The organism is Actinoalloteichus sp. GBA129-24 (assembly GCF_001941645.1).
Lineage (GTDB): Bacteria > Actinomycetota > Actinomycetes > Mycobacteriales > Pseudonocardiaceae > Actinoalloteichus_A > Actinoalloteichus_A fjordicus.
Map to the genome: position 1 here is coordinate 3,667,723 of NZ_CP016077.1, position 21,505 is coordinate 3,689,227.

Consider the following 21,505-nt stretch of genomic DNA (forward strand, 5'->3'; position numbering starts at 1 on the left):
CAACGGCCAGAACCGGTGTCGGGTCTGGTCGTAGGGAATCTGGCTGGAGCCGTGCCGGTCGACCGTGACACCGTGGTGCCGCAGGCCTGCGGTCAGTACGTCGAGGTAAGGCGGCAGACTGCCGTCCGAGTGATCCGGGCCGAGAACCAACACGCGCATCGCTTACGTCACCATCGTTTCCTTGTGCAGCGTGCGGTAGACCGCGAGTGTCTCGGCCGCTGCGGTGTCCCAGTCGAACCGGGCGGGCAGCGTTGCCGCTGGCGCAACGTCGGCGAGGATGGCACGGAGATCAGCGGCGGTGCGGTAAGTGTGGCCGCCGCCAGCCGCGAGAAGCTCCGGTGCGGTGCCGAGGTCGGCGGGCAGCAGCACCGGGGTGCCGCAGGCCAACGCTTCAGCGATGGCCAGGCCGAATCCCTCCCACCGCGAGGTCGACAGCAGGAAGTCCCCCGCCCGATAGAAGCCCGGCAGATCCTCTGCGGGCAAGTCCTGCACGATCGTCACGGTGTCCTCGACGCCGGACAGCGTGATCGGGGACAAAGGCGGGGCGTGCCCCAGCAGCACCGTGATATGCGCGACGTCGACGAGTTCACCGGCCAGCCGCTCAAGGCGGTCCCACCCTTTCATGGGTGTCGTCTTGCCCACCCACACCAGGCGATGCCGCTCGCCCTCAGGGCTACTCCACGGCGGCGGCAACGATGTACTCGGGCTGGCAAGGGACCGGCTGGTCGCCGCAGTGGCGTCGGCCGCGAGCGTGATCCACCGGCCGCCGGTCGGGAGCGTGACGGGGCCGGGCAGGAAGCGGTCGCGCTCGACGCCATTGGCGATGACCACCGGCTGCGGGATGCCGTAGGCGGCGGCCAGATCGCCGGCGGCGAACTCGCTGACTGCCAGCACTTTCTCGGCGGCGTACAGCAACTCACGTTCGGCGGTGATCAGATGACTGAAGGCGCGCATGGTGGCCGCGGAGAGGTCGCCGCGAACTACGACCGGCGCCCGCGCCGGAGAAGGTCGTCGTACATAGTGCAGGGTTTCGGCCTCCCACGAGGAGGATTCCACGACGTCCGGTCGCACGTCAGCCAGTGCCGTCTCCACCGCTTGACGATGGCGGCCGAGATCGTCGGTGCGGGGCAACGCGAGCGTTCGGATGCCTGTGAGAGTGAGGGGGTCTGGGGTGTGCTGAGTGATGAGAACGATTTCGTGGCCCGCGGCGTGAAACAGCAGGGCGAGCGCTCGGTAGAGGGTTCCGATTCCGCCCCTCGTCGTAGCGTGTAAATCCCGGTGCACCAACGCGATGCGCACCGCCCTCACCGACGCCTGTGCAGGCGTGCCCGGAAAGCGTCCCACTGTGGGTAGAGCTGGGCCAGTCGTCGGGCGCGAAACTCGTCGTCGGGCAGCTCCGTATGCAGGCGCAGCTCACGCGAAAGCACGATCGCCTGATTGATCAGGAAAGGCATCTCTATCTCAGCCTCTCCCACTAGGGCGTCGACGGCGTCGTGGGCGCCCGGGGTATCCACGAGCAGAGTGCGCAGCAGCGCCAAATCGAATCCGGGCAGGAACAAGCCGGTGAATTCGAAGTCCAGCAGCACACATCCGCTGGGCTCGGTGAGCAGCAGGTTCGCTGGCAGCGGGTCGCCATGATTGGCCTTCCACGGCGGTAGCGTCAGCGCGAGCAGGGCGTGCAGAGCGGCACGGTCGTCGGCGTCGAAGAACCCGGAGTGGTAGTACCGTTCCACCCGGTCGGGATAGTCGAACACGGGCGCCAGCACGCCGGGGGGCGGCGTCCAGCCAGCGAAGGCTGTGACGGTGTCCAGCACGGTGGCGAGTGCGGCTGTTGACAAGGGCTGCGCGGGGTAACGCTCGGTGTCCACCGGCTGGCCGGGAATGTGCTCGACGACCAAGACGCTGTGCCCGTTGGTGTGCAGTAGTCCGGGCACCCGAACCGGCGGTGGGTTCCTTGCGAACGCCTGATAAATCCGCGTCTCGTGGTGGAACTTGGCCTGCCAGAATTCCTCGTCGGTGAGCAACACCTTGATCACTACGGGCAGGCCGTCGCGCTCGCCGAGCGCGAGCACGGACTTGTCGCTGACGCGCAGCACCTCGCCCAGCACTACACCGCCGAGATCAATAGTTCTCAGGTCACGCGGCATGCCGGTCACCAGCGTGTTCTCCCCTCACAGTCCGGGCCAGCTGATCGACCAGGTCCGCTTCGGCCTGCGGTTCGTGCCAGGCGTGCTCGATCGCCTGGATCGAGTGCAGGTAGTAATGCGGGTTCGGCGGCGCTCCGGTCGCCAGAGCACCGAGAACCTTCCAGTACATGATGCCGCTGTAAAGACGGAACCGCGCGGACCGTGCGGTTGTGGGCGGCCACTGGAACCAGATCCGACGCACCAACGCGCTGAACTCTGCCATCGCCGGTGCTTCTTCGGCGACGGCACCGATCATGCTGTCAGCCTGCGGCACTCGATGGTAGACGACAGTCGGCTGATGGATGCGGCTGAAGCGGTAGCCGTGCTCCCGAGTCAGGCGCAGCCAGAAGTCCCAGTCCTCAATCGCCGGTAACCCAGGATGCAGCCGGGCCGTAGCGGGCCTGCGGAAGACTGCGGTGTGCACGGGGAACAGGTTGCACACCTCCAACAGCAGCGGATCGAACCCGACATCCCACACCACGGCCTCCCGCACCGGGCGGTCCGGATCGATCCGATGATCGGTCACCAGGCAGGTCGTGGCCACCCCGTCCGCACCAGATTCCAGCCCGGCCAATGCGGTGACCAGATGGCGGGGCAGGAACACGTCATCGTCGTCGAGGAACGCCACATATCGACCTCTGGACAGGTCTAGGCCGGTGTTACGAGCACTGGGCAGTCCGCACCGGCGCGGATGGTTCATCGCAACGACAGGCAGGCCCCAGTCCCGTGCTGTGGCGATCACCGACTCGACCGACGTCCCACCGTCATTGATGACGACGACCTCCACCTCGGCGAGGTCGACGCCTTGCTGGGCGGCAACGCTCGCCAGAGCCTGGCCTAGCTCGACCGGCCGGTTGAGGGTCGGCACGATCACGCTCACCAGCGGGATCATCCTCTTCATCGTGGTCCTTCCGGTTGGTCGGCGATGGCCGCCAACAGCGGTGTGAGGGCGCCGTGGTGGCGCCAGGTCACCACGCGCGAAACTGCTGCGAGTTCGGCAAGCCGCTCTGCCGCGTCACGGGCGTAGGCATCGCGGTCGCGTTCGATGCGGGGCAGATGATGGGTGTTGAGCCCTGGGTCGAATACCCAGTCGAAGCGGACGTGCGGCCACAGCGCCCCCACCGGATCTGCCACCACCGTCGGGACACTGACGGACTGGTCTTCAGGGGCATAACCGGCCAGCACCACTACAACCTGACGGCCGGCTAACACGGTGTGCAGGGGGTTGCGCTGTCCCAGACCGCGATAGGTGTAGAGCAGTCGGACATCGTGACTGTAGCGCTGCTGACACGGCATTCGCCGGAACTCCTCGGTGTCGACGCCCTCGTTCGCCCATGGAGCTCCGAGCCGGTCCGCGTAGTCGAAGTAGGTGCCGATCTTGACCGGGATCGGTGTCGGCAACGACGTCGCCACGAGCCCTTCCGGTGTGCGGTAGAGGATGAGATGGTCGTTGGACAGAAGCCGAGAGCCGCCCAGGGCGGCGCCCAATGCCAGAGTGGTCTTGCCGCTACCCTTGTCCCCAACCACGATCACGACCCGCGCCCCGTCAGCCACGGCGGAGGCGTGCAGCATCGTGTACTCACGCGCTTCGCAATAGTCCAGCAACACTTCCCGGATCACTTTCCGAACCGTGATTGCGAGATCACGCGGATCGGACGAACACACCACTGCCTGCTGGGACTCCAGGTCGACGCGGTAGCCGACTCGCCACGGTGTCAAGGCCATCCCCGGTTCCGGTTCGGCCAGTCGGGATTGAATCGTCCACCCCGAAATTTCCTCATGGGCTGTGCTCGGCTCCAGTGAATAGAAGGCGCGCAGGTAGTCGACCACGCCAATGTGGTCGGTGACCACTGTGACTCGCACCGGGCCAAGATCGGCAACAACCTGATGCTCACGGCTCATCCGCTCAACTCCATCTCGGCCGAAACAGGTACGGCAATGGCCTCAGCGAAGCCGGCCTGCTTCGTCCACCTTCGACCCCGTCGAGGTCGGTCTTCCCTGTCCGACAAGTCACCCGCCAACCTCTCACCGGGTACCCCAGTGGGGGAGTCAGCGATCACGAGTCGCCGTGGAGCATCTCTCACTCTCGCTGCCAATAGCCAGAGTCTTTCACGGTTTCACCCATTCGCCACAACCGTGCCGATCGGGATATCAGCAGGTCATCATGCCTCTCGCCTCATGGACGCCCCATAAGCGCCCCATGGGCGCCCTGTTTCGCACGCTGGGGCGGACGTTCAATTGCAGTGGCAAGGTCGAAGTAGTCCCAACGGCACCGTTGCCACCAGATTCCGGCGCCAGCTCGCGTGACCCGAGCGAACAGCGGAAAGCACGACGGCACGGGAACAGCAGAACTGCGGGATGTAAGCACTCGCTGAGTATCGGAGTAGATGATGACCCTCTCCCGGCGTTTCGTGGAGCCTTCGATTTCACGACTCACACCAAGCAAATTCGCTGCGCCGCGCTTCCTCACACGGCCGGTATGGGCGCGGAGCTGCGCCGCGCGAGGCGATGACGCACGATGAACCATCACGGACCTTGGACGGTTACGTGCCGTGATGTCGTTGGCCGCCCTCGGAGTCTGAGGGTGCTCGTGCACGGCTCGGAGGTCATCGTGGTGGCGCCTGCTGGTGAGGCAGCCTCGTTCGACGCCGCTGAAGCAGAGCAGTTCCGCTCCGTCTTCACCAAAGCCATGGATGTGGCCGCCAATCCGGCTTCCCGCGGACTTGGCACCTCCGAGGAGGCCAGGACCAGTCCCGTAATCCCGCTGGCAGCTCGGTCATCGAACGATTGCTCGGCCTGGTCTCCGGCACGGCCCTTCTGCGGTCAGCTGGGGACAGGGACAGGGGGTTCCGGATGACGTCGGCATCGCGTCGTGGTGTGAGGCCTGTCGGTGTGATCGAGGGTGGAGAGCAGGGGAGTGTCTCATCGCCCGTCGAGGTTCGGCGCGCTGCTCAGGATCGCTCTCTCACCGCAGTCTCGCGTCCTTGCTTGTATGGCTCGGGGTTCGCTGCGGATCCGTCGGCGGTGTATGCCCGGCTGCGGGGGGTGGGTCCGGCGGCGGTGGTGGAGATCGCGCCGGGGGTGTCGGCGATGTTGGTGACGAGTTATGGGTTGGCGTTGCGGGTACTGCGTGATCCGGAGTCGTTTCCGAGGGATCCTCGGGGGTGGCAAGCATCGTTGCCGTCGGGGTGTCCGGTGTTGCCGATGTTGGGGTTTCGGCCGAATGCGCTGTTCAGTGATGGCCTGGCGCATGCGCGTCTGCGCGCGGCGCTGGCGGACGGTCTCGGCCAGATCGATCCGCGGTGGCTGCGCGAGGTCGTCGAGCGCAGCGCCCTGGCCCTCATCGAGGAGGTGGCCGGCTGCGGTGAGGCGGATCTGGTGGCCGGGTTCGCGGCTCGGTTGCCGGTGATGGTGTTCACCGAGCTGCTGGGTTGTCCTGCGGGGTTGGCGACGGAGTTCATGACGCACCTGCCGTTGATCTTCGATGCGACCGGGGACCGGGCCGGGGCGGCTGACCGGGTGTTGACGCGGTGCTGGAGCGACCTGGTGGAGCTGAAGCAGGACTCGCCGGGTGAGGACCTTCCGTCGTGGCTGTTGGCGCATCCGGCGGGGTTGTCGTCGGAGGAGGTGGTGCAGCAGCTGGTTCTGCTGGTGGCGGCAGGGGTGGAGCCGACGCGGAATCTCATCGCGAACGCCGTACGCGTGCTGTTGTCCGAGCCTCGGTTCGCCGACGGGCTGCTCGGCGGGAGCGTGTCGGTCGATGACGCCATCACCGAGGTCCTCTGGGCTGACCCGCCGATGGCGAACTACACCCCCACCCACCCGGCAGACGACATCGAGATCGACGGCGTCCACCTGGCCGCAGGCTCGCTGGTCCTGGTCAGCCTGACCGCAGCCAACAACGACCCCGCACTGGGCGGCGTCGACCGAGCGGGCAACCAGGCACATCTGGCCTGGGGCGCGGGCCCGCATCTGTGCCCCGCCCGAGCCCAGGCACGCCTGATCGCCGCCATCGCGATCGACACGCTCCTGGACCACCTCCCAGGCCTGGAGCTGGCCGTGGCCGTCGAGGACCTGACCTGGCGACCCGGGCCCTTCCACCGCGCACTGACCACGCTGCCCGTGCGTTTCCCCCCGACCTCCATCCCGACCCCGACTGCAGGAGAGCTCACGTGCCCGATCACTCGACTTCCCGCCGGCCGTACCGACTCGACCCCGCAGGCCGCGACATCCACGGCGAGGCGACGCTTCTCCGCAGCGAGGGTGTCGCAACGGTGGTGGAGCTCCCTGGCCCGGTGGTGGCATGGACGGTGACCAGCCACGATCATCTGAGACGTCTCCTGTCGGACCCGAGGGTGTCCAAAGACGCCCACCGGCACTGGCCCGGCTACGCCGACGGCGAGATCACCCTCGACTCGATCCTGGCGGCCTGGGTCGGGCGGCGGAACATGTTCGGCTCCTACGGCGGCGACCACTCACGCCTGCGCGGCGTGGCCTCCACCGCGTTCACCCCTCGGCGAATCAGCGCCCTGGTGCCCTGGATCTCGACGATCACCGACCGCCTGCTCGACGACATCGCCACCGTCCCTGCCGGAACAGTGATCGACCTGCGCGAGTCCTTCGCCTATCCCCTGCCCATCGACGTCATCTGCGGGCTGTTCGGCGTTCCCGACGACCTCCGGCCGACGCTGCGCCAGGTAGTCGACGGCATCTTCGCCACCACCTCGACCCCCGACGAGGCCCACGCCGTCGGCGCCCGCCAGTACGAGGTGATCTCCCAGCTCATCGACGCCCGCCGCGCATCACCCGGCGACGACCTCACCTCGGATCTGATCGCCGCGCGAGACGCCGACGACTCCCGGCTCAGCGAGCTGGAGCTGGCCGACACGCTGCTGCTCGTCCTCGTCGCCGGGCACGAGACCGTCGTGAACCTCCTCGATCACGCCATCACCGCACTACTCACCCACCCCGACCAACTCGCCCTCCTCCGCCGCGGCGACCGCACCTGGAAAGACGTGATCGAGGAAACCCTGCGCTGGCAGGCCCCCGTCGCGAACCTCCCCCTGCGCTACGCCGTCGAAGACATCCCACTCGACGACGACATCGTCATCCGCCAAGGCCACGCCATCCTCGCCGCCTACGCCGCCACCGGCCGCGACCCCCACCACCACGGCCACTCCGCCCACCGATACGACCTCACCCGCGAACTCAAAGACCACCTCGCCTTCGGCCACGGCGCCCACTACTGCCTCGGAGCACCCCTGGCCCGACTCGAAGCCACCATCGCCCTCGACGCCCTGTTCACCCGATTCCCCGACCTCGCCCTCGCCGTCCCACCCGACGAACTGCAGCCCTCAGAGTCCTTCATCTCCAACGGACACCACACCCTCCCCGTCATCCCCACACCCCGAGACAGCCCCGACGATCACTGACCTCAGCAACCGAAGAAGAGAAAGCGAGCACCCAATCGATGAGCAGCTTCGCCGAACTCGACAACGCCTTGGAACTCTGCGAGTCCGAGGGGCCGGTGATCGCGCTCAGTCTCGCGGAGAACGAGATTGCGCTTGTTCAGCAGAACCTCGGAGCGGTAGGCGATGCACCGTGGCAACCGGAACTGGTGTCCCTCCAACAACGTGCGGCGGCGAGCACCGCCCAGGCACGAGAGGACATGGCAGTCCTGCGGCAGAGCGTCAGTGACATCAGAGGGAGGCTGAGGTCCACGTTTTGAGCACCATCGCCTCGACGCGCCATCCACCGCCGACGAGAACACCACCGCACGAACGCCGCCCAATGTGCGCACGTCCGACGTCCTGGCCGCCGCGCGCCGCAGCCGCCCACGCCACCCCCGCAAGGAGCTGGAAGCCGTTCTCCGCGATGTCGAGCGCGACGGCTGGCTCGTCACCAAAGGCAAGACCTACTACCACGCACGCTGCCCGTGCGGCCGACATCAACGGGCTGTCCACCTGACACCCTCTGGCAACAACTATGTCCGCAATCTCCGCATGTGGTTCCGCAGAAAGAGGTGTTCACGCTGACGACGTTCGAGATCACCCTCGTTCATCGATTCGACCAGTTCGACCCGCGGTGTTTCGACGACTGGTTCACGATGGTCGCCGAGACGTTCTACGACAACTCGACCATCACCGACCAGGCCCTCAGCACCAGCCTCGACGTCCACGAAGTCGAACTGTCGATGACTGTCACCGCCGAGCACGACCACGCCGCCGCGATCATCGCGATCACCGCAACCCACGATGCACTCAACACCGCCGCCAGCGGCATCGTGACGATGCACGAAGGCTTCGCTCTCACACTCACCGTCGCCGATGAGGACAACCCGACCGGCCAAGACAAGACCTGACCGCACGGGCGGAGATCGCTGGAGATCGATCCGGCCGCGCCACCACGCCCACCACCGATCCCTCGGTCGGCGGGTCCCATCTGTCGCCACAGCCGTGCAGAACCACCCACTCAGCCTGAACGGAGCAGGACTTCGTGGACTTCTACGTGATCGAGACAACGGTGTTACCGCGCGCCGCCCGCGCCTCCCGGATGGTCCTACCCACGACCCTTCGCTTCGGACCCGTGGTCACTCAGATCCGTGACCAGCCCGGTCCGTTCGAAGACACCGCCGACGCGCTGCGCTGGCTACGGACTGAATACGACACCCTCCGTGAGGCACTCGTGGCCGCCACACGGAATCACCGCGACGACCTGGCATGGCAACTGTCCGAGACGTTGTGGCCGCTGTTCCTGCATCATCGCCACCTGGTCACGCCCACCGTGTTCACCGACGGCGCCGCCGCAGCCCACCGCGCCGCCCAGACCGCCCAAGACCCCGACCACACCCGCCGACACCGACTCGGCCAGGCCAGCCTCCTACTCAAGGCAGTCGCCGCCCGGCTGAAACTCGGCGACATCGACACAGCCGAGACCCTCCTGCCCGAAGCGACCGCGCTCACCCGCCACCTCGACTCCCCAGCACTCCAGGCCACCGCCCGAGCCCAACACGGCCAACTCGCCCGAGCACGCGGCTCGCTCACCGACGCGGTGGACTCGTTCCGCGATGCCCTCCGGCTGGAAGAACAGGGCGGGACCCCGCGCGGCACGTCCCTGCGACACCGTGCCCTCGCCTCCGTCCTCTGCGACCTCGGCCTGCACGACCAAGCCGAAACCCACCTCCACCACGCGTGTGAACTCCTGACCGACAGCCGCGATGCCCGGGACCGAGCACAGATCGGCGAGCAGTTGGGAACGCTGCGCTCCCTCACAGGCCGCCACGACGATGCTGTCACCGAACTGACCCGAGCACTCACCGTCCTCGGCGACCTCCCCAGCCACTACCAGGCCACCTGCCACCGCAGACTCGCCCTCGCTCTGGAACGCCGCGCCGCAGCAGCCCTCAACACCAATCCGACACCCGACCACGGCGACCCGCTCCACACCAAAGCCACCCAGGACCGGCGCCGCGCCGTCATCCACCGCACCCGAGCCCGCGAACTCGCCCCCGACCACTACACCGCTACCACCCTCACGACCTGACCACCACACACCGGCTGGACACCACCCGCCCCCAACCAGCAGGCTCACCCTCAGGAACCGGCACGACCTGACACCGATACCCCGATGTCCGGGCCACCGCTGCGGCCGGCACCTCGGCGTGAGTAGCGCGTCGCCCCTATTCGAGGCCACGACCGGCGAAGGCCAACGTGTTCGGGAACTGCCTCGCACCACGCGCGAACGTGGCGGCGGCCCCGGAGCCGAGTGTGTCGCCGCAGCGGTAGCGGCGTTCCCACCTCTGGCATTGCTGCCAGCGGTCGAGTTGCTCGACCATGCGCTCAAGCGGCACCGCGACGAGACGGCACCGGTAGTGCGTCTCGCCGTATTCCCGAACGAGTCTCGACCGCTGGCAGAGCCGACCGCCGAGCAGCTCATGTCGTGTGAGTTCCGCCCGCGCGTGCCTCATCGAGCATCTGTCGGGCGAAATTGAGTGCGCCGTCAGCGTCGTCCATCCGGGTGCGCGGGGATCGACGTGCGCTGGGATCGTGACGCCACTGACCAACTTGAGGGGCTGGTTCGCCGCGACGATGGGTATTCGCCCCTGCTTCGCCGCTGTGGTAAGCCGAGGGCGGTTAACCTGCAGTCATCACCGTCAGGGGGAACGATGTCGCGGCGTCAAGCCTTCAGTCAACGCAGGAAGATCCTGGGGTACTCCCAAGAGTCCTTCGCTGTCAGAGTCGGGGTGGAGTTCTCCACGGTCGGGCGATGGGAGCGGGGCGAGCTGACCCCCCAGCCGTGGCGCCGGCCGAGAATCGCCAATGCGCTTCAGGTCCCGTTGGAAGAACTCGAGCAGTTGCTGGCACTCGAGGAATCGCCGATGACACGCGATGCCGGAGCACGGCGGAGTCGCACTGGCGACATCGTGGTGGTCTCCGGCCCATCGTCCAGTCCTCGCCTTGTGTTCTGGGAGGCGAGCAGCCTGGTACGCGAGGTCCTTGATCAGAGTGAGGTGGATCTGACGGTGTTCTCGCGACGCACGGTGTTGACCACTACGGCCGGGTTGGCCGGGGCGGCATTCGCGGCGGCGTTGGAGCCGGTTCTTCGACCTGTCCTCACGGCATCGACGCCGGGCCATGCCTTCGCCACGGCCCAGCTGGTGGACGCCGAGGAGATCGTAGGGCAGTTGACCCGGCTGCACCGCCGTGCGGGTGGTCTCGATGTTCGGATGGTGGCGGCTCAACTCAATGCCTTCTGTCGGCGTCTCCGCGAGGCGCCACAAGGAACCCCGGAGACGTCACGCGCCTTCCGGGTCGCTGCCGAGCTTGCCGAACTCGTGGCGTCGATGAACTGGGACGACGGCCTGCACGACAGCGCTCAGCGTTACTTCCTCCTCGCCGTCCAGCTGGCCCATGCGGCGAACGATCGTGTGCTGGTCGCAGTCGTTCTGGCTGCACTGGCTCGCCAGTGCAGCGACCTCGGCCGCCCAAAGGACGCATTGGAGGCAGTTCAGCTGGCGCAGTACCTGACACGACGGGAGGCGACACCTCGGTTGCGAGCGCTCCTTGCTACGCGGGAAGGATGGGCACACGCTCAGCAAGGGGACGCGAAGGCCTTCCAGCGCTGTGTCACCGCCGCCCAAGACCACCACGCCGAGGGCGTCGACGAGGATGACAGCCATGCGAGCATCATCGGCTTGGACGACGCCGAACTCGCCGGAGTCGTCGGAGCCCGTTACCGCGACCTCGCCGCGCATGACGTGCGACACGCGCGCACAGCACAGGAGTACATCGACACCGCCTTGCGGCTGCGCCCGTCAGATCACCTCCGCACCCGCACGTTCGACCTGATCGGTCTCGCTCGTACGCATGTGATCTCCCGTGAGCCTGACCGGGCCGCCGAACTCATCGCCGAGGTCCTTCCGCCAATCCCCACCCTGGCTCATGGCCGGGTCGGCCGGAAACTACGGGAGTTTCACCGTGAGGCCGCCGTGTTCGATGATGTCCCCGCCGTCCACGACGTTCGTCAGGCCGTGATAGAACTGACGACGAGTTGAAGGGAACCCTCGCGACGATGCGCATCGGTGTCACCGGACATTCAAATCTGACCGCCGACAGCGAACCGCCGATCGCCGAGGCGATCCGAGAGCTTCTCCGCGACCGGGCTCCGGGCAGTCTGGTCGGGGTGACGTGTCTGGCGCGTGGGGCCGATCAGGTGTTCGCCGAGGTGGTCCTCGAGCTCGCGGGTGCCGTCGAGGTCGTGCTGCCCGCCACCGACTACCGCGCGCGCAAGGTCAAGCCCGACAACGCGGCGAAATTCGACCGCCTGCTCAGCCAGGCGTCCTCCGTGCACACGATGCCCTTCGACACGTCTGACAGCGCCGCCTACCTGGCCGCCTCCGAGCATCTCCTCGACGGCGTCGACGAGGTGATCGCGGTCTGGGACGGTCGACCAGCGGCAGGCAGCGGCGGCACCGCCGACGTCGTCATCGCCGCCCAACAACGGGGCCTGCCCGTGAATGTGGTCTGGCCAGCCGGAGCCAGCCGGGCCTGAGCGCATCACAGCGACACCTCGGACCCCATTCGTGTTCCAAGGACGACCATGTAGCGATCTATCCCGAAGCCCGGAGAGCACCGCATCCGATCGAACAAGCATGCCCCTTGCACAGCCCCGGCGCCCATCGACCAAAACTTTCTTCTCCCTGCGTCGAGGGGCGTCTCGTCCGCAGGCTCAGGCTCGAGCGGTTGTCCAGTGTCGGCTGATGCGGGTCCACCAGGTGACGTTGGCGGCGAGGGTGGTCTGGGTGTCGAGGGTGCGGGCGCGGTGTTCGGTGGGGATCGGGTCGGCGTTGGTGCGGTAGTGCTCGAGTGCGGTCCGGATCATGGCGGTGTGGGCGAGGGCGTCGGCGGTGTCGTGGTCGTGTCCGTCGGCGAGGGCCTGGTGGTAGGCGTGTGTTCGGATGCGGGCGTCGAGGTGCGGGTGGAGGAAGACGATGATGTCCCAGCATTCGATGACGCGGTGATGCAGTCGTTGGTCGAGTCCGGCCAGGGACAGTCGGTCCCAGATCTGGTGGAGCTGTGGGGGCCACCAGTTCGGCCGAAGGTTCATGATCACGTCGGGGCGGACGGTGACGAGGGCGGCCCATAGGGGTGCGAGTCGGCCGTAGGCGGAGCGGTCCCGCAGGAGCCGGATGGCGGTCGGGACGGTGGTGGCGACCAGGGGTGTGGCCAGTCCGAGGCTGGTGAACACCGCGCCCAGGGCGATGAGCGCCCACTCGGCCAGGTACTGGTCGTACCCGGGTGCCGCGTCGAGCAGCGCCAGGACCAGGTAGGTGAGGCGGTGGAGCAGGTAGAGGCCGATGAAGCCGACGCCGACGCCGACGAGCCTCAGGCCTCGACGAGTCCAGGGTCGGGTGGCGGGATCGCGGGCCCAGATCCCCACCAGGATGGTGACGCTGACCGCGCAGTAGAGCATGTAGGCGATGTAGAGCAGCACCGCCGCAGCCGAGTAGGGGGCGGCGGTCCACGCCGAGTCTTGAAGTGCGGCGGCGGCGTCCGCGTCGGTGCCGAGCCCGGCCAGAACCCAACGCAGGGTGAGGACGCCGACCAGGATCGCGGTGTGGATGCGCAGACGACGATCTCGTGAGTCGCCGGGAAGCCAGACCCAGCAGAGGAATGCCGAGCGCAACAAGAAGGCGCAGCTGATGGCGACGGTGTGACGCAGGGCGTAGGACCAGCGATCTCCCAGTGCCGTGTCGAGGTGCGGGGTGACGGCCTGCAGTTCGAGCACGAGGCCGAAGGCGAGGACGGCGGCGCAGGCGAGCATGAAGGTGGCCGCGGGTTTGTTGGTTCCGTCACGGCCCAGGTGGAGTGCCTTGGCCGTGACGGCGATCAGGACCACCGCGATGACCGCGAGCTGGATCAGGTCCCTCATCGGTGAGCCTTTCCCGGGAATTCGAACGCGCTGGTGAGCAACCGGTTCGACCCGGTGTGCGCGGTGGTGAGCGCGCGGCGGCGGCCGGCGGCTCGCCAGATGGCGTAGGCGAGGGTCTCGGCCTCCAGCTCTCGCTGGTCGGTGTGATGCCGACGATGCAGCACGCGAGTGGGTTCGGTCGGTTGAGCGGGTGTGCCCGCCTGCTGTGGGACGGGGAGGCCCTCATGGCCCAGCAGCATGTGTGCCAGTTCGTGGAGCGTCGCGTTCTCGCGATAGAGCTCGGAGGCGGTGTCGTCGACGACGATGAGATCGAGCTCGGGCTGTGCGACCCAGAGTGCGGTGGCTCGGACCGCGTGATGGCTCATGGTGGCTGGCTCGACGACGATCGGTCTGCCTCTCGCTGCGGCAATGCCGCTGATGAAGTCCTCGAGCGACCACGGTGACGGCAGCGTCACCCGCCGCAGGACGTCGGCGGCACGACGCCGAGCGGCAGGCAGGCTCAGCGGCCTCACCGCTCCGCCCGGCCCGTCCGCCTCGAGTGCAGATCGCTGATCAGCTGATCCACCGCGGCGAGGTCGGCGTCGTCGAGGTCGGCCAGGCGCCCGAGTAGCAACGCCTGGCGACGCGGCAACCAGAAGTAGGACTCCGGCACGCCGAAGAACGCGCACAGGGACTCCATGGTCCGTTGATCAATGGTCGAGCGGCCGTTACGGATACCGGTCAGCGTTCCGTGGGAGATCGGGTACCCGGCGTCGGTCATCCGTCTCGCCAGCTCTCGCATGCTCAGTGCGGATAGTTTCTCCCGCCGCATGTGATCCTTGATCAGTCGCTCGAACTTGTTGGCCAGCTGCTCCTCTGTGGTCATGTCTCCACCCTCGCATCACCCACCTGGGTGACATCCACGCAGACTTCCTGTTCAATGCGTTGAACAGCGTTGCGAGTTATGCCTATGGTCCTGTCAGCGTGTTCACCACGTTAAACACTCAACACCCACAGAGTAGGCGAACACGCCGCTCGACGAAAGAGGACCCATTTTCGTTGAACCGTACATAACCGTTGGGATGGATCATGACCGCTGTCGAGGCTCGCAATTCCCGGGACACACCCCCCGACGACCCACTCGCCGCCGCCCACGCCCGCGAGGCGGCGCTGGAAGCAGAAGTGCATCGACTCAGCCGGGACGATCTCACCGGCTTCCTGCGGCGCGGCCCGTGGGGCCAGCAGGCCGCCGAGGCGCTGCTGCACCTCGGCAGCGACGCCCTCCTGTTGATCACTGATCTGGACCGTTTCAAACGGATCAACGACAGGTTCGGTCATCGCGGCGGAGATGTGGTCCTCCGTACCCAGGCCCATCGCCTGCGTGAATCGCTTCCCTCCACGGCGGTGCTCGGCCGTCTGGGAGGTGACGGTGGCGACGAGTTCTTGGCGCTGACCGAACGGGACGCTGTCGATCTCCAGAATCTCGTTCAAGTACTCGCGCGCCCGGTCGAGATCCTCGGGCGAGCGGTGCCCGTGTCGGCGTCGGTCGGCGCGGCTGTGCGGCCGGCCTGCGCTCCGGCGCCCCTGCTGGCCGACTTGTTGGCGACGGCCGACGACGCCCTGTACGAGGCGAAGACCGCCGGACGGGGTAGCTGCCGGATTCGTACCTGCTGATCTGAGTCTTCCGGTGCGCGTGGCGCAGCCGCCTGCACCACCCGGTCCGGCAGACGACCCCGACGTCCGCCCGGCGCCGCGCGAATTCCAGGCGCAGCGACGCCGCCGGGTCCTTAGGAGACGGCGACGACCCCCACGTCGGTCTCCTGTTCGTGGCGTGTCCGACCGGAAACACCCCCCGGTCGGGCACGCCACGGCGTCTTCCTCACATCATTCGATCAATGAAGGTGACCTCGTGTATGCCCCGCTTCAACTTCAAGCGCTTCGAAACATCCGCAGCCTGATCAAGGGCGAGTGGGTGCCGGACATCCTCGTCGCCCTGCGCGGTGAGTCGCAGCACTTCAGCGAACTACGGAGCCGGGTCAACAGTCTCCAGGTCGCCCGGCGCTCCACCGGTTCCGGCGTGTTGCACGACGGGATCCTGTCCCGGACCCTGCAGCGGATGGAACACGACGGGCTGGTCGAACGCCGGGCGCAGGCCGGGGTGTTCCCGCCGTCGGTCGAGTACCGCCTGACACCGCTCGGCGAGGACCTGATCGTCGTCATGCAGCCGCTCGCCGCGTGGATCGCGCACCGGACCGCAGCGAACGCTGCTCCGACTCACTCGGATCAGCCTTGCGTCCTGTCACGCGCCTGCCATGAGCAGCACGGTGACCGCCCCTGCGAGTAAGGCAGGTCCCAGCGGCATCGCCGACTGCGGGGAGGCACCACGCAGCAGGATCAGGACGGCGCCCTGGACGGTGGCGAAGACGAGCCCCAGCACGGTTCCGGTCAGCAGCACCGGCCATCCTGCCCAGCCCATCACGAGGCCGAGGAGACCGGCCAGCCGGACGTCACCTGCTCCCAGCCCTCCTCGGGCGCACAAGGCCACGGCCAGATACCCGCTGAACAGGACGACCATCCCCGACACTGCGCGCAAGAACGACGTCAGGTCATCACTGACGAGTGCGGCGAGACCGAGCAGCAGAACGTGGACCGGGTAGGCGGGCAGCAGGAGTGCCGTCGGCAGGCGTCGCTCCCGCCAGTCGATCACGGCTAACGGCATCCCGACGGCGACCAGGGCGCTGTAGGCGAGCAACTCGGGTCTGACCCCGACGCGCCAGGCCAACAGTCCGAACAGCAGGGCCGTCCCGACGGCCAGCGGCCCGGTCGAGCCGTGACGCCGTGTCGGCGGCCGGGTGTTCGAGAACCGTCGTATCACCGCGCTGCCGCCCACTCCGCAGGCGGCGCCGAGCAGCGTCCAGCCACAGAGGCCCCACCACATCAGCACGAGATCAATTCCTTTCGATCATACTTTCAATCACGCACTGAACAAAAGAAAAAGATCCTCTCGGGCACTTGTTCAACAATGCAGAGATCAGTGATCGACGCATTCCGTGACCAGTCACCGATTGTGTACTCCGTTCGGGTGATTGTCGAGGCTGGTGCCCATACGCGCATCAATACGCGTTCTTACTCACCTTGCGGTGAGTGCCAGGTCGGGCGGTAGAGATATGCCATCCCCGATACCCCCGGATCTGGAGGTCAGAGTGAAGCCCCGATTCGTCCCCGATTCACGGAGCTGGGCCGCCCTGGCGGTGGCGGTGTTATCCGTCGCCACCGCGACCGCCTGCACCACAACTGATTCCGCTGATTCGCCGGCGCGATCCTCGACGGTCCCGAACACGTCACCGGAGTCCTCTGCCACGAGCAGCCCGTCGCCTTCTCCTCACGACGACGCTGAAGCAGCGGCGGTGGCTGCGTATGAAGGAATGTGGGCTGCCTTCGTCGCCGCGGGAACGACGGCGCACTGGCAGGACCCTGCCCTGGCCACGCACGCCACCGGCCAGGCATTGTCGACCTTGACCCGCGGCCTCTACGCCGATGCCTACAACGGCCTGGTCACCCGAGGAGAACCGATCCTCGACCCGACGGTCTCCTCAGCCGAACCCGCAGGCGATCCGACGACGGTGATCGTGACCGACTGTGGTGACGGGTCGAACTGGCTGAAGTACACCGCCGAGGGGCAGCTGGCCGACGACGAACCCGGTGGACGACGGCGGATCAACGCGATCGTCGAGCGCCAGCCGAACCACGACTGGATGGTCACCGACTTCGGCGTTCACGAGGTGGGAACATGCTGAACCTGACCCGCCTCGGTGTGACCGTCGGTTCCGCTGCCCTCTTGCTGCTCACCGGCGCGGCGCACACCTCCGCCGCTGACGGCTGGCGTGACGTCGACTGCTGGCAGATCCCCCGGCCCGGCTGCGATCTCGGTGCCGGGTCAGACGGACACGGCCCGGCTCCCGGCATCCCCTCGCCCGGATCGCCCCGGCCTCCGGCCCAGGACGGACAGGGCGGCGGCGAGCAGGCGCCCGCACCCGGTGGCGACGGCGAGGACGACGGACTGGCCGAGTGCGAGTACGTCCGTAGCGACTACCAGTCACCCCCGGGTGCGATCCCGGCCTCGGTCTTCCCGTCGGCGTCCCCGACGCTTCCGGCGGTGGTGCCGGCTGCACACCGTTCGCGGGCCGCTGTGTCGAGCCGGGCTCCGGACTCTGCGGTTCCGGTGCAGGACGGGGAGGAGCCGGGTGCCTGGTATGTGTGGCAGTGCTCCACGGAGGGCTACCGCGACGCCCTGTACCGGCCGCCCGTGTGGATTCCCGACGGCGAGGAACCAGGCGCTGAGCTGTTGCCCTCACCGGAGGAGTTGGCCGCGCTGGCGCGGGACCAGCTGCGGCTGCCGCAGCCGAGCATCGCGACGTCCCCGACCGGGGACCAGCTCGTGCACCTGCCGACGTGGCTGTGGCTGGAGGAGACCAGCTGGGGTGCGCGGTCGGCGACGGCGTCGGTTCCCGGCGTGTCGGTCACCGCGACAGCCCGCCCGGTGTCGACGACCTGGTCCACCGGGGACGGAGCTTCGGTGACCTGCACCGGCCCCGGCACCCCGTTCCCCGCCGACGGCGATCCCGAAGCCCCCTCACCGGACTGCGGGCACGTCTACCGCAGCTCCTCCGACCACCAGCCCGACCGGGAATTCCCCCTGACCGCGACCGTGCGGTGGGAGATCACCTGGTCCGGCGGCGGCGCCGGAGGGACGTTCCCCGACCTGACGACCGAGGCGACCACCACGGTGCGCGTCGCCGAGTCCCAGGCCCTCAACACCGGCTGAGCGACCTTTCGCCGGTGGTCGCTTCCCCGAGCTGGCTTCAACTTCTCGGTTCTCTCCTCTACTCGTTCTCGTCGTCGCTGCTCGGGCGGACGACGGGTCCCTCACTCCACTCCTCTGGAGGTAGTTCGTGAACGTCACGACGCAAGAATCGGCCTCGACGGCCGCAGCATCGGCGGAGCACTGGGCCAGTGGAGGGAAGGGGCCGCGATCTCGGCCGCCGGGCAGAAGTCGACGGCGTGTGCCGCATCTGGCTGTGGGTGGTGTGCTGGTCCTGGCGTGCGCGGCCGGTTCGGTGTGGATGTGGACCACGGCCGGCGAGCGGCGTGCAGTGCTCGCGGTGGCGCATCCGGTGTCGGTGGGCCATGTGCTTACGGCCGCCGACCTGCGCGAGGTACAAGTCGGGGCGGACCCCGATCTTCCGGTGGTCGATGCCGTCGCCGTCGACGGCGTCCTCGGCCGTCCGATGGGCACCAGCCTCCCCGCGGGTGCCCTACTCCACCGCGACGCGGTGGGCACCGTCCTGATGCCTGCGGCGGATCGAGCCATGACGGCGGTGGCCGTGCCCGACGGGCGCGTTCCCCCCGAGGTCGCCGCCGGGGCAGCGGTGTCCCTGGTCGCAGCCCCCGACGAGTCGGCTCTTGAAGGCGCCGGGGCCGCCGAGGCGTGGGCGGCGACGGTCGTCGGCGTCACCACACGGGAGACGACGTCGACGACGGTCCTCAGCGTCGAACTGGCGTCCGATGACGCACGGGAGGTCGCGGCCGTGGCCGACGGGCAGATCTCGGTGGTCGTCCTGGGCGGTGATCGGTGATGCTGATCGCCCTGGCCAGTCTCAAAGGGTCTCCTGGGGTGACCACGTTCGCCGTGGCGCTGGCAGCGACCTGGCCTGGTGGGTGTCGGCGGGTCCTCGTCGAGTGCGATCCCTCGGGCGGGGACCTCGGGGTGCGGTTCGGACTGCCGACCTCACCCGGGTTGGTCAGCCTCGCCGCGGCGGGGCGCACCCACGACGATCCCGAGCTGGTGTGGCGGCACGCGTGGCCGTTGCCCTCGGAAGTGCCCGTCGTCGCTGCTCCGCCGGGCGCGGAGCAGGCTAGGGCCGCCGTCGCCGCGCTGGCCCCCGCACGCGACCGGGCCGGTGTGCTGGTCGCTGCGGGACGGGCGGGCGGGGTGGTGCTCGTCGACTGCGGGCGTCTGGATCCCGCGTCGCCTGCGTGGCCGCTGGTGGCGGCGGCGGATGCGTTGCTGTTGATGAGCGGAGCGCATGCCGATGAGCTGGCCCACCTCGCGGCACGGCTGACCACCGCGGGCCGATGGTCCCGACACCCCGCGCTGCTCCTCGTCGGCGAAGGGCATTCCAGCAGCGAGGTCACCCGCGAACTGGGCGTCCCGGTGCTGGCTCAGGTTCCACACGACCCGCGCAGCGCCGCAGCGCTCAGCGGACGCCCCACCAGCCGCAGGACGGTGACCCGTTCCGGGCTCGCTCGCGTCGCCCACCAGGTCGCCCGAGCCTTGACGACCCGAGACGCCGACGTCCCTCGAACTTCCGGGCCCGATGCCGCACCTGTTCAGGCCGGAGTGCGACATCCGATCGCGCTCGCAGAAAAGGCGGTCGCGCCGCTGGCGGCTGCCGCCGAGGATCTGACGACGACAAGGACGACCCGATGACCTCCTTCGACTCCCGACCGCCACTGTCACAGCGCCGACGACAGGAGACCTCCCCTCGCGCATCAGGGTTCGTCGACGAACCGCCTGGTGGTGGCGTCGTGGACAGGCTGCGTCGTCGGCTGCGTACTGATCTGACGACGGTGCTCCCTGAGCGAGTCGCGGCCCAGCAGCAACGCTCCGGTGTGCCGTCCACCCCCGAGGGGCGGCGGGTGCTGGCTCAGGCGATCCTCGCCGAGTCCGTCCAGGCGCACAGCGAAGCCGAGCTGATGGCCAACCGGGCACTCGCCCCGGGCGACGTCGAGGCGCGGGTCGTCGCGGAGGTCCTCGACGAGGTGTTCGGGATGGCCGGGTTGCAGCCGCTGTTGGACGACCCGTCCATCGAGACGATCAACGCCAATTCGTGGGATCGGGTGTTCGTCCAGTACTCCGACGGGAGCCGGGAGCGAGTCCGTCCGATCGCCGGGTCCGATGAGGAGCTGACCGACCTCGTGCGGCTGCTCTCCGCCCGCTCGGGTGCGGAGGAGCGCCGCTTCGACCGGGGTTCCCCGTCGGTCAACGTGCAGTTGCCCGGCGGTCAGCGGCTGTTCGCGGTGACCGGGCTGACCGCCGGTGGGGTGACGTCGCTGTCGATCCGCCGCCACCGGCATCGCCACGCCACCCTCGGCCAACTCCGGAGGAGCGGCACCCTCGACGACGGGCTCGTCGAGTTCCTCCGAGCGCTGGTTCGGGCGCGGAAGAACATCCTGATCACCGGTGGCACGGGCATCGGCAAGACCACGCTGCTGCGGGCGCTGGCCTCCGAGATGGACCCCCGCGAGCGCCTGGTCACCATCGAGGACGCCTTCGAGCTCGGTCTCGACGCCGACGGCGATCGGCACCCGGATGTCACCGCGTTGCAGGCCCGCGAGGCCAACGTCGAAGGCGAAGGCACGGTGTCCCAGGCCGAGCTGGTGCGGTGGGGACTGCGGATGTCTCCGGACCGGGTGATCGTCGGGGAGATCCGCGGCCCCGAGGTGATCCCGATGTGCAACGCCATGTCGCAGGGCAACGACGGCAGCATGGCCACCCTGCACGCCTCCAGTTCGAAGATCGCCTTCGCCCGGTTGGCCTCCTACGCCGCCCAAGGCGCCGAACGACTGCCAGTGGAGGCGACGAACCTGCTGGTGGCCTCGGCCGTGCACGTCGTGGTGCACCTCGCCCACGCCGTGGACCGCAGAACCCGGGTGGTGTCCTCGATCCGCGAGGTCGTCGGCGCCGACGGCGCCCAGGTGATCTCCAACGAGGTCTACCGGCCCGGACCCGACCGCCGCGCCCGACCGGTCGCCGGGGCACTGTCCACCGACACCCTGGAAGACCTGATCGCCGTCGGCCTGGACCCCGACGTTCTCACTCGCGGCGGGACGTGGACGTCGTGATCGGC

The 21,505-nt window shown here is 68.1% G+C and carries 22 protein-coding genes and 1 pseudogene; 15 read left to right on the plus strand and 8 right to left on the minus strand.

Going from position 1 to position 21,505, the window contains the following annotated elements:
- Positions 1-162: 162 nt before the first annotated feature.
- The 4 genes from UA75_RS16465 to UA75_RS16480 are packed head-to-tail and all read right to left on the minus strand — an operon-like array spanning position 163 to position 4,088.
- On the minus strand, positions 163-1,299 hold the full coding sequence (locus UA75_RS16465; RefSeq protein WP_198044153.1) for a glycosyltransferase family 4 protein: 1,137 nt from the start codon (positions 1,297-1,299) through the stop codon (positions 163-165).
- A gap of 5 nt (positions 1,300-1,304) precedes the next feature.
- Positions 1,305-2,147 carry a phosphotransferase gene (locus UA75_RS16470; RefSeq protein WP_075743881.1) on the minus strand — a complete coding sequence of 281 codons (843 nt, stop codon included), beginning with the start codon at positions 2,145-2,147 and terminating at the stop codon, positions 1,305-1,307.
- Positions 2,137-3,087 (minus strand): glycosyltransferase family 2 protein, encoded by a 951-nt coding sequence (locus UA75_RS16475; protein ID WP_075741001.1) that lies wholly within the window; start codon positions 3,085-3,087, stop codon positions 2,137-2,139. The genes UA75_RS16470 and UA75_RS16475 overlap by 11 nt, the downstream gene beginning before the upstream one ends.
- A complete protein-coding gene (locus UA75_RS16480; RefSeq protein WP_157434234.1) occupies positions 3,084-4,088 on the minus strand; it encodes a hypothetical protein in 1,005 nt (334 codons plus the stop codon). Before UA75_RS16480 ends, UA75_RS16475 begins: the two co-directional genes overlap by 4 nt.
- A 1,086-nt stretch (positions 4,089-5,174) precedes the next feature.
- Here UA75_RS16480 and UA75_RS34575 point away from each other — a divergent pair.
- From UA75_RS34575 to UA75_RS16520, 8 genes and pseudogenes are all read left to right on the plus strand, one after another.
- Positions 5,175-6,500 carry a cytochrome P450 gene (locus UA75_RS34575; RefSeq protein ID WP_232251074.1) on the plus strand — a complete coding sequence of 442 codons (1,326 nt, stop codon included), beginning with the start codon at positions 5,175-5,177 and terminating at the stop codon, positions 6,498-6,500.
- Complete coding sequence (locus UA75_RS16485) at positions 6,461-7,618, plus strand: cytochrome P450 family protein (RefSeq protein WP_232251075.1); 1,158 nt, start codon at positions 6,461-6,463, stop codon at positions 7,616-7,618. Before UA75_RS34575 ends, UA75_RS16485 begins: the two co-directional genes overlap by 40 nt.
- A 38-nt stretch (positions 7,619-7,656) precedes the next feature.
- A complete protein-coding gene (locus UA75_RS16490; protein WP_075741004.1) occupies positions 7,657-7,914 on the plus strand; it encodes a hypothetical protein in 258 nt (85 codons plus the stop codon).
- Between the two features lie 276 nt (positions 7,915-8,190).
- Positions 8,191-8,547, plus strand: coding sequence for a hypothetical protein (locus tag UA75_RS16500; RefSeq protein ID WP_232251076.1), 357 nt, complete (start codon positions 8,191-8,193; stop codon positions 8,545-8,547).
- A 134-nt stretch (positions 8,548-8,681) separates the two neighbouring features.
- On the plus strand, positions 8,682-9,728 hold the full coding sequence (locus tag UA75_RS16505) for a tetratricopeptide repeat protein (RefSeq protein WP_075741006.1): 1,047 nt from the start codon (positions 8,682-8,684) through the stop codon (positions 9,726-9,728).
- A gap of 622 nt (positions 9,729-10,350) precedes the next feature.
- Positions 10,351-10,530: pseudogene (locus tag UA75_RS34580) on the plus strand (helix-turn-helix transcriptional regulator); the annotation flags it as partial.
- Between the two features lie 33 nt (positions 10,531-10,563).
- The gene (locus UA75_RS16515; RefSeq protein ID WP_232251253.1) at positions 10,564-11,739 is read left to right on the plus strand and encodes a hypothetical protein; all 1,176 of its coding nucleotides are present in this window, start codon (positions 10,564-10,566) and stop codon (positions 11,737-11,739) included.
- A 17-nt stretch (positions 11,740-11,756) separates the two neighbouring features.
- The gene (locus UA75_RS16520) at positions 11,757-12,236 is read left to right on the plus strand and encodes a hypothetical protein (RefSeq protein ID WP_075741009.1); all 480 of its coding nucleotides are present in this window, start codon (positions 11,757-11,759) and stop codon (positions 12,234-12,236) included.
- A gap of 177 nt (positions 12,237-12,413) precedes the next feature.
- Here UA75_RS16520 and UA75_RS16525 read toward each other — a convergent pair whose 3' ends face one another.
- From UA75_RS16525 to UA75_RS16535, 3 genes are read right to left on the minus strand one after another with little or no spacing between them, the layout of a single operon-like run.
- Complete coding sequence (locus UA75_RS16525) at positions 12,414-13,616, minus strand: MAB_1171c family putative transporter (RefSeq protein ID WP_075741010.1); 1,203 nt, start codon at positions 13,614-13,616, stop codon at positions 12,414-12,416.
- Positions 13,613-14,128: an ImmA/IrrE family metallo-endopeptidase gene (locus tag UA75_RS16530; RefSeq protein ID WP_075741011.1), complete on the minus strand. Its 516-nt coding sequence runs from the start codon at positions 14,126-14,128 to the stop codon at positions 13,613-13,615. The genes UA75_RS16525 and UA75_RS16530 overlap by 4 nt, the downstream gene beginning before the upstream one ends.
- On the minus strand, positions 14,125-14,481 hold the full coding sequence (locus UA75_RS16535) for a helix-turn-helix domain-containing protein (RefSeq protein ID WP_075741012.1): 357 nt from the start codon (positions 14,479-14,481) through the stop codon (positions 14,125-14,127). Before UA75_RS16535 ends, UA75_RS16530 begins: the two co-directional genes overlap by 4 nt.
- Before the next feature lie 203 nt (positions 14,482-14,684).
- Here UA75_RS16535 and UA75_RS16540 point away from each other — a divergent pair, with 203 nt between their 5' ends.
- The gene (locus UA75_RS16540) at positions 14,685-15,269 is read left to right on the plus strand and encodes a GGDEF domain-containing protein (RefSeq protein WP_157434236.1); all 585 of its coding nucleotides are present in this window, start codon (positions 14,685-14,687) and stop codon (positions 15,267-15,269) included.
- A gap of 235 nt (positions 15,270-15,504) precedes the next feature.
- Positions 15,505-15,939, plus strand: a complete 435-nt coding sequence (locus tag UA75_RS33920) for a winged helix-turn-helix transcriptional regulator (RefSeq protein ID WP_198044155.1) — start codon at positions 15,505-15,507, stop codon at positions 15,937-15,939.
- Here UA75_RS33920 and UA75_RS16550 read toward each other — a convergent pair.
- A complete protein-coding gene (locus tag UA75_RS16550) occupies positions 15,895-16,533 on the minus strand; it encodes a prepilin peptidase (RefSeq protein WP_232251235.1) in 639 nt (212 codons plus the stop codon). The two genes, UA75_RS33920 and UA75_RS16550, sit on opposite strands and share 45 nt — an antisense overlap.
- Positions 16,534-17,002: 469 nt before the next feature.
- On the opposite strand from UA75_RS16550, the gene UA75_RS16555 reads away from it, so the two are divergent.
- The 5 genes from UA75_RS16555 (at position 17,003) to UA75_RS16575 (ending at position 21,500) form a co-directional block, all read left to right on the plus strand.
- On the plus strand, positions 17,003-17,392 hold the full coding sequence (locus tag UA75_RS16555; RefSeq protein ID WP_232237280.1) for a hypothetical protein: 390 nt from the start codon (positions 17,003-17,005) through the stop codon (positions 17,390-17,392).
- Positions 17,386-18,420, plus strand: coding sequence for a hypothetical protein (locus UA75_RS33925; RefSeq protein WP_075741016.1), 1,035 nt, complete (start codon positions 17,386-17,388; stop codon positions 18,418-18,420). The genes UA75_RS16555 and UA75_RS33925 overlap by 7 nt, the downstream gene beginning before the upstream one ends.
- A 238-nt stretch (positions 18,421-18,658) precedes the next feature.
- Complete coding sequence (locus UA75_RS16565; protein WP_157434237.1) at positions 18,659-19,231, plus strand: SAF domain-containing protein; 573 nt, start codon at positions 18,659-18,661, stop codon at positions 19,229-19,231.
- Positions 19,232-19,269: 38 nt separating this feature from the next.
- Positions 19,270-20,085, plus strand: coding sequence for a chromosome partitioning protein (locus UA75_RS16570; RefSeq protein WP_157434238.1), 816 nt, complete (start codon positions 19,270-19,272; stop codon positions 20,083-20,085).
- Positions 20,082-21,500 carry a CpaF family protein gene (locus tag UA75_RS16575; RefSeq protein WP_083690718.1) on the plus strand — a complete coding sequence of 473 codons (1,419 nt, stop codon included), beginning with the start codon at positions 20,082-20,084 and terminating at the stop codon, positions 21,498-21,500. Before UA75_RS16570 ends, UA75_RS16575 begins: the two co-directional genes overlap by 4 nt.
- Positions 21,501-21,505: the final 5 nt, after the last annotated feature.

What these genes read in the sequence shown, in the direction of transcription:
- UA75_RS16470 (WP_075743881.1), bottom strand. Translation starts at nt 2,147, where the DNA reads ATGCCGCGTGACCTGAGAACTATTGATCTCGGCGGTGTAGTGCTGGGC.
- UA75_RS16475 (WP_075741001.1), bottom strand. Translation starts at nt 3,087, where the DNA reads ATGAAGAGGATGATCCCGCTGGTGAGCGTGATCGTGCCGACCCTCAAC.
- UA75_RS16480 (WP_157434234.1), bottom strand. Translation starts at nt 4,088, where the DNA reads ATGAGCCGTGAGCATCAGGTTGTTGCCGATCTTGGCCCGGTGCGAGTC.
- UA75_RS16490 (WP_075741004.1), top strand. Translation starts at nt 7,657, where the DNA reads ATGAGCAGCTTCGCCGAACTCGACAACGCCTTGGAACTCTGCGAGTCC.
- UA75_RS16515 (WP_232251253.1), top strand. Translation starts at nt 10,564, where the DNA reads ATGACACGCGATGCCGGAGCACGGCGGAGTCGCACTGGCGACATCGTG.
- UA75_RS16520 (WP_075741009.1), top strand. Translation starts at nt 11,757, where the DNA reads ATGCGCATCGGTGTCACCGGACATTCAAATCTGACCGCCGACAGCGAA.
- UA75_RS16525 (WP_075741010.1), bottom strand. Translation starts at nt 13,616, where the DNA reads ATGAGGGACCTGATCCAGCTCGCGGTCATCGCGGTGGTCCTGATCGCC.
- UA75_RS16535 (WP_075741012.1), bottom strand. Translation starts at nt 14,481, where the DNA reads ATGACCACAGAGGAGCAGCTGGCCAACAAGTTCGAGCGACTGATCAAG.
- UA75_RS16540 (WP_157434236.1), top strand. Translation starts at nt 14,685, where the DNA reads ATGACCGCTGTCGAGGCTCGCAATTCCCGGGACACACCCCCCGACGAC.
- UA75_RS16550 (WP_232251235.1), bottom strand. Translation starts at nt 16,533, where the DNA reads ATGTGGTGGGGCCTCTGTGGCTGGACGCTGCTCGGCGCCGCCTGCGGA.
- UA75_RS33925 (WP_075741016.1), top strand. Translation starts at nt 17,386, where the DNA reads ATGCTGAACCTGACCCGCCTCGGTGTGACCGTCGGTTCCGCTGCCCTC.
- UA75_RS16575 (WP_083690718.1), top strand. Translation starts at nt 20,082, where the DNA reads ATGACCTCCTTCGACTCCCGACCGCCACTGTCACAGCGCCGACGACAG.